The organism is Neptunitalea lumnitzerae (assembly GCF_027924185.1).
In the GTDB taxonomy this organism is placed as follows: Bacteria; Bacteroidota; Bacteroidia; order Flavobacteriales; family Flavobacteriaceae; genus Neptunitalea; species Neptunitalea lumnitzerae.
In genome coordinates, this window is record NZ_BRVO01000001.1 from 1,589,038 (window position 1) to 1,601,925 (window position 12,888).

Annotated in this window: 11 protein-coding genes; 10 read left to right on the forward strand and 1 reads right to left on the reverse strand. The window is 34.5% G+C overall.

Features of this window, described 5'->3' with window-relative positions:
- Nucleotides 1-122 precede the first annotated feature (122 nt).
- The 4 genes from Y10_RS07145 to Y10_RS07160 are packed head-to-tail and all read left to right on the forward strand — an operon-like array spanning nt 123 to nt 4,046.
- Nucleotides 123-950, forward strand: coding sequence for a prephenate dehydratase (locus Y10_RS07145; protein ID WP_281764671.1), 828 nt, complete (start codon nt 123-125; stop codon nt 948-950).
- Nucleotides 950-2,092 (forward strand): pyridoxal phosphate-dependent aminotransferase, encoded by a 1,143-nt coding sequence (locus Y10_RS07150; RefSeq protein WP_281764672.1) that lies wholly within the window; start codon nt 950-952, stop codon nt 2,090-2,092. Before Y10_RS07145 ends, Y10_RS07150 begins: the two co-directional genes overlap by 1 nt.
- Before the next feature lie 3 nt (nt 2,093-2,095).
- Nucleotides 2,096-2,953, forward strand: a complete 858-nt coding sequence (locus Y10_RS07155; RefSeq protein WP_281764673.1) for a prephenate dehydrogenase — start codon at nt 2,096-2,098, stop codon at nt 2,951-2,953.
- A gap of 10 nt (nt 2,954-2,963) precedes the next feature.
- Nucleotides 2,964-4,046, forward strand: coding sequence for a bifunctional 3-deoxy-7-phosphoheptulonate synthase/chorismate mutase type II (locus tag Y10_RS07160; protein WP_281764674.1), 1,083 nt, complete (start codon nt 2,964-2,966; stop codon nt 4,044-4,046).
- 59 nt (nt 4,047-4,105) lie between these two features.
- On the opposite strand, the gene Y10_RS07165 is transcribed toward Y10_RS07160, so the two are convergent.
- Entirely contained in the window at nt 4,106-4,573 is a 468-nt protein-coding gene (locus Y10_RS07165) for a hypothetical protein (protein ID WP_281764675.1), read from the reverse strand.
- A 251-nt stretch (nt 4,574-4,824) separates the two neighbouring features.
- Here Y10_RS07165 and Y10_RS07170 point away from each other — a divergent pair, with 251 nt between their 5' ends.
- From Y10_RS07170 to Y10_RS07195, 6 genes are all read left to right on the forward strand, one after another.
- Nucleotides 4,825-8,070 (forward strand): S41 family peptidase, encoded by a 3,246-nt coding sequence (locus tag Y10_RS07170; RefSeq protein WP_281764676.1) that lies wholly within the window; start codon nt 4,825-4,827, stop codon nt 8,068-8,070.
- Nucleotides 8,071-8,140: 70 nt separating this feature from the next.
- Nucleotides 8,141-9,091 (forward strand): ribosome small subunit-dependent GTPase A, encoded by a 951-nt coding sequence (rsgA, locus tag Y10_RS07175; RefSeq protein ID WP_281764677.1) that lies wholly within the window; start codon nt 8,141-8,143, stop codon nt 9,089-9,091.
- Nucleotides 9,092-9,544 carry a D-aminoacyl-tRNA deacylase gene (gene dtd / locus Y10_RS07180; protein ID WP_281764678.1) on the forward strand — a complete coding sequence of 151 codons (453 nt, stop codon included), beginning with the start codon at nt 9,092-9,094 and terminating at the stop codon, nt 9,542-9,544.
- An 11-nt stretch (nt 9,545-9,555) separates the two neighbouring features.
- Entirely contained in the window at nt 9,556-10,203 is a 648-nt protein-coding gene (locus Y10_RS07185) for a TatD family hydrolase (RefSeq protein WP_281764679.1), read from the forward strand.
- Nucleotides 10,200-10,913 carry a tRNA threonylcarbamoyladenosine dehydratase gene (locus tag Y10_RS07190; RefSeq protein ID WP_281764680.1) on the forward strand — a complete coding sequence of 238 codons (714 nt, stop codon included), beginning with the start codon at nt 10,200-10,202 and terminating at the stop codon, nt 10,911-10,913. Before Y10_RS07185 ends, Y10_RS07190 begins: the two co-directional genes overlap by 4 nt.
- Before the next feature lie 61 nt (nt 10,914-10,974).
- A complete protein-coding gene (locus Y10_RS07195) occupies nt 10,975-12,882 on the forward strand; it encodes a DUF3857 domain-containing protein (RefSeq protein WP_281764681.1) in 1,908 nt (635 codons plus the stop codon).
- The last annotated feature ends 6 nt before the right edge of the window (nt 12,883-12,888 follow it).

Here is a 12,888-nt window from a genome sequence, read left to right on the forward strand (position 1 = left end):
ACCGTTTTTATTTTTACTTCTATTTTAGAAGCGAAACGGGACTGCTATAAGTGAAACGATATAGAATTGTATAAATTATAATGAGTCCCGATATTTTATCGGGACTTTTTTTTTGATCTTATATGAAAAAACAAATTGCCATACAGGGTATAAAAGGCTGTTTCCATCATCAGGTGGCACTAGAGTATTTTGGAGAAGATATTGAAATAGAAGAGTGTATGTCTTTTGATGCATTGGTAGATGCAGTAATTAAAAAAAAGGTAGACCTAGGGGTTATGGCTATTGAAAATTCTATAGCGGGTTCTATAATACCTAACTACGCGCTTATTGATAGCAATAATTTACATGTTATAGGAGAGCACTATATTAATGTAAACCATCATTTAATGGTGCTTCCTGGGCAAGATATTATGGATATAACAGAAGTGCACTCGCATCCAATGGCATTATTGCAGTGTAAAGAGTTTTTTAAACAATATCCTCATATAAGATTGGTAGAATGTTCTGATACCGCAGAAAGTGCTAGAAGAGTTAAGGAGATGCAGTTGAAAGGTGTTGGAGCAATAGCCTCTGCAACCGCGGCACAATTGTATGATTTAGAGATTTTGTTTTCTGAAATACAGACAATTAAGAATAATTCAACGCGTTTCGTTATCGTAAAAACTCAAAATTCGGTTTTGCCAAAAGAAGAAATAAACAAAGCTTCGTTAAAATTTGAGTTAGATCATAAAAGAGGAAGCTTAGCCGCTGTACTTAATGTGATGAGCGATTGTAAATTGAATTTAACCAAAATACAGTCGTTACCCATTATAGAAACTCCTTGGAAGTACGCATTTTTTGTAAATATTACATTTCAGGATTATGAAGATTATGAAAAGGCAGTGAAATTGCTAACTATTATGGCAGACAAGTTTAAAATACTAGGTGAATATAAAAATGCAATGAAGTAATGGAGGTTGCGAAACGTTTACATACAGTTGAAGAATACTACTTCTCAAAAAAATTAAGAGAAGTAAGAGGCTTAATGGCAGCAGGTAAGCCTATTATAAATATGGGAATTGGTAGCCCCGATTTAGTACCGGCACCACAGGTAATAGAAGCTATGCAAAGTGCTGCTTTAGAACAAGGTGCGCATCAGTACCAAAGTTATCAGGGCATACCAGAATTAAGGCAAGGGATAGCAGATTTTTACAAGAAACATTTTAAGGTAACCGTAAATGCAGATACTGAAGTGTTACCGTTAATGGGGTCTAAAGAAGGGATTATGCATATTTCAATGGCTTTTTTAAATGAGGGAGATGAGGTGCTTATTCCAAATCCAGGATATCCAACCTATACATCGGTAACTAAGTTGGTTTTAGCAAAGCCTGTATACTATAATCTACAAGCAGAAACTAATTGGTTTCCGGATATAGAAGCGCTTGAGAAGAGAGATTTAAGTAAGGTGAAAATTATGTGGTTATCGTACCCACATATGCCAACGGGAGCTAAGGCAACTACCGAAATGTTTGAGAAGCTAGTAGCTTTTGCTAAGAAACATCAAATTCTGTTGGTAAATGACAATCCGTACAGCTTTGTTTTAAACGAAGAACAATTGAGTATTTTAACAGTAGCGGGAGCAAAAGAGGTTGCTGTAGAATTAAACTCGTTAAGTAAAAGCTTCAACATGGCAGGATGGCGTGTAGGGATGGTACTTGGTAATGCAGAACATATTTCGGCCATATTAAAAGTAAAAAGTAATATGGATAGTGGTATGTTTTATTCGGTACAAAAGGGAGCAGTAGCTGCTTTGAAACTTGAAAAAGAATGGTTTGACAAATTAAATACCATTTATACCAAGCGTAAAAAGTTAATCTTAGAATTGGTTGAAAAACTGGGATGTACGTATGATAGTGATGCTGTAGGAATGTTTGTATGGTGTAAGTTGCCAGCGGGAATAACATCATCTGAAGCATTTATAGATTCTATTTTGTATGAAAAAGATTTATTTATAACTCCAGGAACCATTTTTGGAGATATGGGAGAAGGTTACATACGATTTTCATTATGTGTACCAGAAGAAAAAATACAAGAAGCAATAAGTAGATTTTAACAGATGAATATTTTTATAATAGGTGTTGGATTAATAGGAGGGTCGTTTGCATTAGATGTAAAGGATACTTATTCAGATGTAAAAGTATTTGGTATAGATAACAACCCAGAGCATTTGTCTACCGCATTAGCACTAGGAGTGATAGATGAGAAGGCAGATTGGAATGATTTGGGGAAGGCAGATATAGTGTATGCAGCTATACCTGTAAATGTACTTTGCAACGTACTACCTGAAATATTAGATAAGGTAAATGATGAAGCTGTGGTAATAGATGGGGGGTCTACTAAAATGCTTATTTGTGAAGCAGTTAAAGAGCACCCGAAGCGTAGAAATTTTTTAGCAGCACACCCAATTGCAGGTACAGAATTCTCGGGCCCCGAAGCAGCTATAAAAGGACTTTATGCAAATAAGACCAATATTATTTGTGAGGTGGAAAAAACAGCCTTTAAATTACAAGAAAGGGCTTTAAAAATATTTTCAGATATAGGAATGCGTATTCGTTATATGGATCCGTATTCACATGATAAGCATATTGCGTATACATCGCATTTATCGCATATCAGTTCATTTATGTTGGGAAAAACAGTTATTGAAAAAGAAGCCAATGAACGGGATATTTTCGACATGGCTGGGTCGGGTTTTGAAAGTACAGTACGTCTTGCAAAAAGTTCACCCGCCATGTGGACTCCCATTTTTCAGCAGAACAAACAAAATGTGTTAGAAACATTAGAGGAGTATATAGAGAATCTTCAGGAGTTTAGAGACCTAATGTTGAAAGACGACTTTGAAGCTATTTATAATGTAATGCAGAATACAAATAAGATTAAAGAAATATTAAAAGGAATTACCGTAAAAAATTAAAAATAAGAGCATGGAAAATTCAGTAGAAATGAGAACGTGGTTAGATGATTTAGGGTTAGATCATCCGTTAGTAATAGCAGGACCTTGCAGTGCAGAAACAGAAGAGCAAGTGTTGGGAATTGCAAAAGCTTTAAAAGATACCGATGTAAATTATTTTAGAGCCGGTATTTGGAAACCTAGAACACGACCAGGGAACTTTGAGGGAGTAGGAGCTCTAGGATTAAAATGGCTACAAAAAGTAAAGGCTGAAACCGGAATGAAAACGGCTACTGAAGTTGCCAACAAAGACCATGTTAAATTAGCTTTAGAACATGATATTGATTTATTATGGATTGGTGCACGTTCTACGGTGAGTCCTTTTATAATTCAAGAAATAGCAGATGAATTAAAAGGAACCGATAAAATAGTATTGGTAAAGAACCCTGTAAACCCAGATTTATCTTTATGGTTAGGAGCAATTGAGCGTTTGTATACTGCCGATATTAAAAAGTTAGGAGTAATTCACAGAGGATTTTCTACCTACGAAAAAACAAAGTACAGAAATATTCCAGAATGGCAGTTGGCTATTGAGCTACAACAAAAATATCCTGATTTACCATTAATATGTGACCCATCTCACATTACAGGAAAAAGAGATATGATTTTTGATGTATCACAAACGGCATTAGATTTAAACTATGACGGATTAATGATTGAAACACATACCGATCCGGATAATGCGTGGAGTGATGCAGCACAACAGGTGACGCCAACTACTTTAGTGCAAATCATGAAAGATTTAAGAATACGTAAGGAAACAGTAGCAGGAGAAGATTATAATAGTACTATAGCGCAATTAAGAGCCCAAATTGATGTAATAGATAATCAATTAATTGAAACCTTAGGGAAACGCATGAAAGTAGCTAAGGATATAGGAGAACTTAAGAAAACTAAAAACGTTGCAGTATTACAAAATAACCGCTGGAACGAAATTTTAGGTAAAATGATTTTAGAAGGTGAGCAAAAGGGATTAAGTGAAGAATTTGTTTTAAAAATGTTTAAAGCCATTCACCAAGAGTCTATTAATCATCAAGAGAAAATATTAAAAGCTTAATCATAAAAAAAGGGATACTTTTTAAAGTATCCCTTTCATATTTTTAATAGTATCTAAAATTAAGCTTTAATACGTCTAAAGATTAAACGAGTAATAAAAATTCCGTTTCCGTCTCCTTTACCAGCTTCACTCTCTACAGCACTTGTAACAAAAGCAAGTTCCCATCCTTCTGCAACCATAGTGTTAATTTTAGAAGATATAACTGCATCATTAGCTACAATGTTTTGAAATCTAATACCTCCTAAGTTGTAGAAGTTTAACAATTTAGTTTCTTCAAAGTTTCTTACTCTAATATCGTCTCTTTTAGATTTGTTTCTTTCGTCTTTATCTTTGTCATCAGATCTAACAGAAGTAAATTCTTTATAGTCTCTGTCTTCATCTGTAGATACCAATCTAGATCTACCTAAACCGTTAGGTACAATAGACTCTACACTAGTAATAATTTTGTACTCGTAATTCTGAGCGCTTGCAGAAAAAACACCTGCAAAACAAAGCATAGCTATTAAAGCTAAAACTGATTTTTTCATGATTTTAATTTATTTATTGATTATTAAGGGTAGCGAATATACAATTTTTTACGGTTGGCCGTATAAAAAAAGGATTAACTGCTTTAAATAAAGTGTAAAGTGTGTTGATAGCACTAAGTTTTGTATAAAAATATAATTTGTTTTAAATGTGTATGTTGTTGGTAATTAGTATCTTGAAATGTTTAATATTGAGTTTTTGTAACAAAATCAATTTTTTATTGACCATTATAACGAATTAATTAATCAAAAAAATGAAAAAAATACTCTTTAGTACGGCGTTACTTTTATTTACTTCCGTACTACTAGCACAAGATGGTGCTAGATGGATTATGTATCCGTCTATTTCACCAGATGGTAAAACCATAGCCTTTGGGTATATGGGGAATTTATATACAACTCCTGTAACGGGAGGTGTAGCCACCCCTTTAACAGTGGGTAGTTATTACAATATGAGGCCGGTATGGAGCCATGACGGTAAAACCCTAGCGTTTGCCAGTGACCGATACGGTAATTTTGATGTGTATACCATGCCTGCTACAGGTGGTATGCCTCAAAGAGTAACTTTTCATGACGCAGATGATTACCCGTATGATTTTACGGTGGATAATACAGAAGTACTATTTGGTAGTGGGCGTAATGCCCCTGCAGAAAGTGTTCGTTTTCCGGGTACTCGCTATTTTGCAAATTTATACCAAGTTCCAGTGAATGGAGGTAGAATTAGTTTAATTACTGCTGCCGGAGCAGAAGAAGCTCACTTTAATGGTGATGGTTCTAAAATAGTTTTTCAAGATAGAAAAGGGTATGAAGACCCATGGCGTAAGCATCAGGTATCATCTATTACAAGAGATATATGGGTGTACGACGTAAAAGGAGATACTTATAAGCAGATAAGTACAATTACAGGAGAAAACAGAGAGCCTGTTTTTAGTACAGATGATAATAGTATTTACTACTTGAATGAAAAAACAGGAACGCAGAATTTATATAAAAAAGAACTGACTACTGGTACAGAAACCCAGCTAACATCATATAAAGATTTTCCTATTAGAGGTTTGAGTATTGCTGATAGTGGAACTTTAGTTTATACTTGGAAAGGTGATTTATATAGTTTTGTAGATGGAGCACCTAAAAAACTAACGGTTATTATTCGTAATGATGCCGGTTACGAATTGTTATCAGATAAAAGCATTAACAGTGTAACAGAATTTGCTGTAAATCCTAATGGTAAAGAAATTGCTTTTGTAAACAGAGGAGAAATTTTTGTAACTGCTGTAGATGAAGCTAGAACCAAAAGAATAACGAATACCCCACAACAAGAGCGCATGATTAGTTGGTCTCCAGATGGTAAAACATTATTGTATTCTGGAGAGCTAGGTACTAGCTGGGATGTTTATAAGGTAACTATGGAACGCCCTGATGAAAAGTATTTCTATGCTTCAACCTTATTAAAAACAGAGCCTGTAATAGCTACCGATAAAGAAGAATACCAAGCAGAATATTCACCTGATGGAAAGAAAATTGCTTATATAGAAGAACGCAATATTTTAAAAATATTGGATGTAGAATCGGGTAAAATTATAACGGTTTTACCAGAAGGAAGAAACTATTCCTATGCAGATGGAGATTGGGGATATAACTGGAGTCCTGATAGTAATTGGTTATTAGTAGATGATGCTAAAGGCTATATGTTTAGCCAGAATGCTGCTTTAATAAAAGCAGACGGAACCGGAGAAATACAACACCCTATAAATAGTGGTTTTGGAGAAAGCGGTGCGGAATGGGCATTAGATGGTAAAATGATGACCTATGGTAGTAGTAGAGATGGTAGAAAATCATTAGCTGTTCAAGGGAGTGCAGAGGTAGATATTTTTGCAGTCTTTTTTGATCAGAAAGCATATGATAGATATGTAATGAGCGAAGAAGACTTTAAACTACTAGAAGAAAAAGAAAAGGACGCGAAAGAGAAAAAAGAGAAGGAAGAAGCAGAAGCCGAAAAGGATAAAAAATCTAAGAAAAAGAAAAAGGAAAAAGAAGAGGATAAAAAGCCTTTAGCGCTTAACCTTGATAATTTAGATTATAGAAAGGTAAAATTAACTATTAATAGTGCTAGTATTGGTGGTTATGTGTTAAATGAAGATGCAAGTAAAGTTTACTATTTAGCTTCTTTTGAAAAAGGATATGATTTATGGGTAACCGAACCAAGAACTCACGAAACTAAAATTTTAGCAAAATTATCAGGGTATCCTGGAGGAATTGAGATGAGTAAAGATGGAAAATCTTTATTCTTAAGCAACCGAGGTAGTTTAGTAAAAGTAGATGCTGAAAGTGGTAAAATAGATAATGTGGCCATTGATGGCGATATGGTTATTGATGCTGCTGGTGAACGTAGCTATATTTTTGATCATGTTTATAGACAAGTAGAGAAAAAATTCTATGATCCTAAATTACATGGTGTAGATTGGGATATGTACCATGATGAGTATGGTAAGTTTTTAGCGCACATTAATAACAATTATGATTTTCAAATCTTATTGAGTGAATTTTTAGGAGAATTAAATGCATCACATACAGGAGGTAGATATTATCCGTCTCCTACAGGAGATACTACCGTATCGTTAGGAGTATTATATGATGAAACGTATGAAGGTGCTGGTGCTAAAATTTCAGCAATCATACCAGGGGGGGTACTAGATAAAGCAGAAACAGATATTAGAGCAGGGGATGTGATTACCAAAGTAAATGGAAAAGCCATTGCTGTTGAAGATAACCCTAATAAGTACTTAAATAATTTAGTAGGTAAGAATACCCTATTAACAGTTACCAGAGGTGGTAAAACTTTTGATGTAACCGTAAAACCAGAGCCTGCTTATGTAGATAACAACCTTATGTATAAGCGTTGGATTCATAAAATGGAAAAAATGGTAGACTCATTAAGTAATGGTAGACTTGGGTATATTCATGTAAGAGGAATGAATGATAGTAGTTTTAGAGATGTATTTGAAAATGCTTTAGGTAGAAACTTAGGAAAAGAAGCGTTAATTGTAGATACCCGTTTTAACGGTGGTGGTTGGTTGCATGATGATTTAAATACTTTCTTAAGCGGAAAAGAATATTTAAAATTTGCACCACAAGGGCACGAAGTTAAAGGCGGAGAACCATTTGTAAGATGGACAAAGCCTAGTATTGTGTTAATGAGTGAGGGTAACTATAGTGATGCTTTTATATTTCCGTATATCTATAAACAAAATGGATTAGGAAAATTAGTAGGGATGCCTGTAGCAGGTACCGGAACTGCCGTATGGTGGGAGCGCCAAATAGATCCGAATATTATTTTTGGAATACCTATGATTGCTACCATTGGAGCAGAAGGTAGACCAACCGAAAATTTACAACTAGAACCAGATGTAATGGTACCATTACCATACAATGATTTCTTGAACGGAAAAGATACTCAGTTAGAAGCAGCTGTAAAAGAAATGCTCAAAGACTTAGATTAATTAAAAAAAGCCTCCAATTGGAGGCTTTTTTCTTTGTAAATATGTTATTTTGTAAATCTAAATAGCATGCATGACAGGAGTTGTTTATAAATCTACCGGTAGTTGGTATACTGTTAAAACAGAAAATGGAGAACAGTACGAATGCCGTATCAAGGGTAAGTTTAGAATAAAAGGTATTAAAAGCACCAATCCTATTTCGGTAGGAGATAAGGTAGATTTTCAATTGGAAACTATTGGAGATGAAACCGTAGGTGTAATTTATGAGATTCACGATAGAAAGAACTACATTATTCGTAAATCGGTAAATTTATCTAAGCGTACCCATATTATAGCGTCTAATATAGATCAGGTGTTCTTATTAGTTACGCTTAATAATCCGCCCACTTTTACCAGTTTTATCGATCGGTTTTTAGTAACAGCTGAGGCTTACGATGTAAAGGCTGTATTGCTGTTTAACAAAGTAGATTCTTTTAGCGAGGAAGATTTAGAAGAGGCAAAATTTTTAGCTGCATTATACAGAAGTATAGGGTATGAGTGTTTAGGTATTTCGGGTACTTCAGGTAAAAATGTAGACAAGGTTAAAGAAATGATGAAAGGGAAAGTAAGTATGTTTTCCGGTCATTCAGGGGTAGGTAAGTCAACCTTAATTAATGCCTTAGAACCAGGGTTAGACTTAAAAACAGCTTCTATTTCAGAGCAACATAACCAAGGGCAACATACCACTACGTTTGCAGAAATGTACGACCTAAGTTTTGGTGCTAGTATTATAGATACTCCTGGTATCAAAGGTTTTGGTATAGTGGATATGGAAAAAGAAGAAGTGGGAGATTATTTTCCTGAATTTTTTGCTTTAAAATCGGAGTGTAAGTTTAACAACTGTTTACATGTAGATGAGCCTAAATGTGCTGTAAAAGATGCTTTAGATAATGACAGGATAGCTTGGAGTAGGTACAGAAGTTACTTGCAGATTTTAGAAGGAGAAGAAGAAAACTATAGAACTGATATTTACGGAGAGGAGTAAATGAGAGCTGTAATACAAAGAACCAAAGAGGCTAGTGTTACTGTAGAGGGTAATAAAATAGCTGCTATAGATAACGGATTACTTGTTTTAGTAGGTATAGAGAACGAAGACAAACAAGAAGATATACAATGGCTTACCCGAAAAATTGTTGGAATGCGAATTTTTAATGATGAAAACGGGGTAATGAATAAGAGTATTTTGGAAGATGGTGGAGATGTCATAGTGGTAAGTCAGTTTACGTTACACGCATCTACCAAAAAAGGGAATAGACCTTCTTACTTAAAAGCTGCTAAGCCCGATGTTTCCATTCCTTTATACGAAGCTTTTGTAAAACAATTAGAGTTAGACTTAGGAAAAAAGGTAGGAACAGGTATTTTTGGTGCCGATATGAAAGTTTCGTTATTGAATGACGGACCAGTGACCATTATTGTAGATACCAAGAATAAAGAATAAACCAGTAGCGTATGAAGTTTGTAGATATTCATACCCATAGTACTGAAACTTCCAAAGAGCAACTTACTATTATTAATAAATTTCCGGAAGAAGAACCCGGTGAGGGCTATTTTTCTGTTGGTTGGCATCCGTGGTATATAGAAGCCGATAAGGAAGCAGTCATGTTGCAAAAATTAGAAACCCTTGCAATGCATCCTAATTGTTTGGCAATTGGTGAGTGTGGTTTAGATAAGGTAACTGACACCAACTTTGCATTACAGATGTCAATGTTTAAAAAACAGGTAGCCATTTCAGAAAAACTTCAAAAGCCTATAGTAATACATTGTGTAAAGGCATACCAAGAAATTTATCAGTTAAAAAAAGAACTCAATCCTTCTCAGGTTTGGGTTATCCATGGATATCATAAAAATGAGCAATTGGCTTCTCAATTGCTGTCTGTTGGCTTTCAATTATCTTTTGGAGCTGCATTATGTGAAAATTCAACTGTACAACGTACTTTTGCAAACCTTCCTGAAAAAACATTTTTTTTAGAAACGGATGACCAGTCAGAAGTATCTATTGAGAAAGTATATGAGGAAGCAGCCTACAGGCGTAATAGGTCTGTAACCGAATTACAAAGTGAGATTTTTAAAAATTTTAAAGAAGTATTTAAGGTATGAGTTGGTTAGAACGTACGGAGTTATTAGTAAAGGAAGAAGGGATGCAAAAGCTTCAAAAGGCAAATGTGCTTATTGTGGGGCTTGGAGGTGTTGGCTCTTTTGCAGCAGAATTTATTGCTAGAGCAGGCGTAGGTAAAATGACTATTGTAGATGGCGATGTATTTGATGAAACTAATAAAAACCGTCAGTTACCAGCACTAGATAGTACGGTAGGCAAATCGAAAGCTAAAATAGTAGCCGACAGGTTGATGGATATTAATCCGGATTTAGAACTTACCGTTTTAGAAGAATTCTTATCTCCTGAACGAGCTTTTGAGCTGGTAAGCAAAGAGTACGATTATGTAATGGATTGTATTGATAGCTTAACACCAAAAGTAAACCTAATAATAGCCGCTAAAAGAAAGAAAGTAAAACTTATTAGCTCTATGGGTGCTGGTGGTAAACTAGATGCTTCAAAAGTAAAAGTATCTGATATTAGTAATACCAAAGAATGCTTTTTTGCAAGACAAATTAGAAAGCGCCTTAAAAAGGAAAATATAAATAAAGGTATTAGGGCAGTGTATTCTACTGAAATACAGATAGCAGAAAGTGTTAAAGAAACCGATGGTAGTAATTATAAACGTTCTTTTTACGGAACAATTAGTTATATGCCTGCTGCTTTTGGACTACATGCAGCATCAGAGGTTATTAACTATTTAATCAGAAAATAATATTTGTCATCCAACGTTTTGTATAAAAATTAGTAAATTTGTTATAACAAAACGACCAATAATGAACAAAATATTAATAGCCCTTACTTTTTGGGGCTTATTTTCTATTACAGCAACTTCACAAGATTTTTCGGTTGCTAGTATACCACAAGAATTACTAGAAAATGCAGATGCTGTAGTACGGTTAGATGAAAGAAACATAACCGTAGAAGATATTAAAACCAAAGTAACTACCATAACCAAGGTGGTTACAGTGCTAAACAAGTCTGGAAAAGGATACGTAAGAAACTATATGGGGTATGACCCCAATACCAAAATTAAAAAATTAGATGTCCGAATTTTAGATGCTAATGGTAATGAAATAGAGCGTTTTAAAGAAAAAGATTTTAATGATGTAAGTGCTGTAGATGGTGGTACTTTATATGCAGACTCAAGGGTGAAGTATTTTAGATATACTTCTGCATCATATCCTTACACCGTTGTATTCACTTCTGAAGTGGAAGATGTAAATACTGCCTTTTTACCTACGTGGCAACCTATTTATGCCAATTATGTAGGTGTAGAGAAAAGTATTTACACGATACACGCACCTGTTCAATTGGGCCTAAAAATAAAAGAGGGTAACCTTGAGGGGTACAACATAGAAAAGAAAGCCTTTACTTCTGGCTATCAGTTTTCGGTAACTAATATCCCTGCCATAAAACCCGAAGCTTATAGTCCGCCATCTGAATTTTTATTTCCTTATGTAATGTTTGCATTAAATAAGTTTCATTTAGAAGGTGTAGATGGGCAAGCAAATGATTGGAAATCTTTTGGAGAATGGATGTATGATGTGTTATTAAAAGATACCTATGATTTACCAGAAAGTACCAAACAAAAGATGAAAGATTTGGTAGCAGATAAACCTACTACCTACGAAAAGGCAAAGGCCATTTATGAGTATGTGCAGCAGAATACCCGCTATATAAGTATTCAAATTGGTATTGGAGGATGGAAACCTATGCTTGCAAGTGAGGTTGATAAATTAGGGTACGGAGATTGTAAGGCACTAACCAACTATACCAAAAGTTTAATGAATGCCGCAGGTTTAGAGGCTAACTATTCGGTTGTATATGCTGGAGCCAATTATAAAAGAGACTTAAAAGAAGATTTTGTTTCGGTTCAAGGGAACCATATTATTTTGGAAATTCCTACCGAAGAAAAAGACATTTGGGTAGATTGTACAAACCAAATTAGCCCATTTAATTTTATTGGGGATTTTACTGATGATAGAAAGGTTTTAGTAGTAAAACCAGAAGGAAGTGAAATTGTGACAACGCCTGCCTTTCTAGATGATTATAATAAGCAAATAACAACTGCTTCCTGCGTTTTAGATGCTAATGGTAATTTGAGTGCTGAGGTTTCTATTGCTTCTACAGGAATTCAATATGATAATAGTTATTATTTAGAACTACGCTCTTCTGAAGATCAAGTGAAACATTACAAGAGATATTGGGGAAACTTAAATAACCTACAAGTTGATACTATTGAGTTAGTAAATGATAAGGATAATGTAGAGTTTACCGAAAATGTTTCTGTTCAGGTTCCTAATTATTTGAGCTTTACAGGAGACTCTGGCTTATTAGTAGCTAACTTTTTTAACGCTTCTATTAGTACACCTGAACGCTACAGAAACAGAACTACCCCTTTTTACATATCACGCGGTTTTGCAGATGAAGATACTTACACCATTACATTACCAGATAACTTTACGGTAGATTTTATACCAGAGCCAGTAAAAGAAACGCATGAATATGGCACGTATGAAATGAGTATTACAAAGAAAGGTAAGCAGTTGGTATATCATAGAGTTATGAAATTAAATCACGGAACCTATTCAAAAGAAAAATATTCAGAGTTTAGAAAGTTTTTTAGAAACGTTTCAAAAATGGATGGAGCTAAAGTGATTATAAAAAAGACTAATCAATAAACATAC

Excerpts from the sequence above, each read along its gene's own strand:
- Y10_RS07170 (WP_281764676.1), top strand. The coding sequence starts at position 4,825 with ATGAAAAAAATACTCTTTAGTACGGCGTTACTTTTATTTACTTCCGTA.
- Y10_RS07195 (WP_281764681.1), top strand. The coding sequence starts at position 10,975 with ATGAACAAAATATTAATAGCCCTTACTTTTTGGGGCTTATTTTCTATT.
- Y10_RS07185 (WP_281764679.1), top strand. The coding sequence starts at position 9,556 with ATGAAGTTTGTAGATATTCATACCCATAGTACTGAAACTTCCAAAGAG.
- dtd (WP_281764678.1), top strand. The coding sequence starts at position 9,092 with ATGAGAGCTGTAATACAAAGAACCAAAGAGGCTAGTGTTACTGTAGAG.
- rsgA (WP_281764677.1), top strand. The coding sequence starts at position 8,141 with ATGACAGGAGTTGTTTATAAATCTACCGGTAGTTGGTATACTGTTAAA.
- Y10_RS07160 (WP_281764674.1), top strand. The coding sequence starts at position 2,964 with ATGGAAAATTCAGTAGAAATGAGAACGTGGTTAGATGATTTAGGGTTA.
- Y10_RS07155 (WP_281764673.1), top strand. The coding sequence starts at position 2,096 with ATGAATATTTTTATAATAGGTGTTGGATTAATAGGAGGGTCGTTTGCA.
- Y10_RS07145 (WP_281764671.1), top strand. The coding sequence starts at position 123 with ATGAAAAAACAAATTGCCATACAGGGTATAAAAGGCTGTTTCCATCAT.
- Y10_RS07150 (WP_281764672.1), top strand. The coding sequence starts at position 950 with ATGGAGGTTGCGAAACGTTTACATACAGTTGAAGAATACTACTTCTCA.
- Y10_RS07190 (WP_281764680.1), top strand. The coding sequence starts at position 10,200 with ATGAGTTGGTTAGAACGTACGGAGTTATTAGTAAAGGAAGAAGGGATG.
- Y10_RS07165 (WP_281764675.1), bottom strand. The coding sequence starts at position 4,573 with ATGAAAAAATCAGTTTTAGCTTTAATAGCTATGCTTTGTTTTGCAGGT.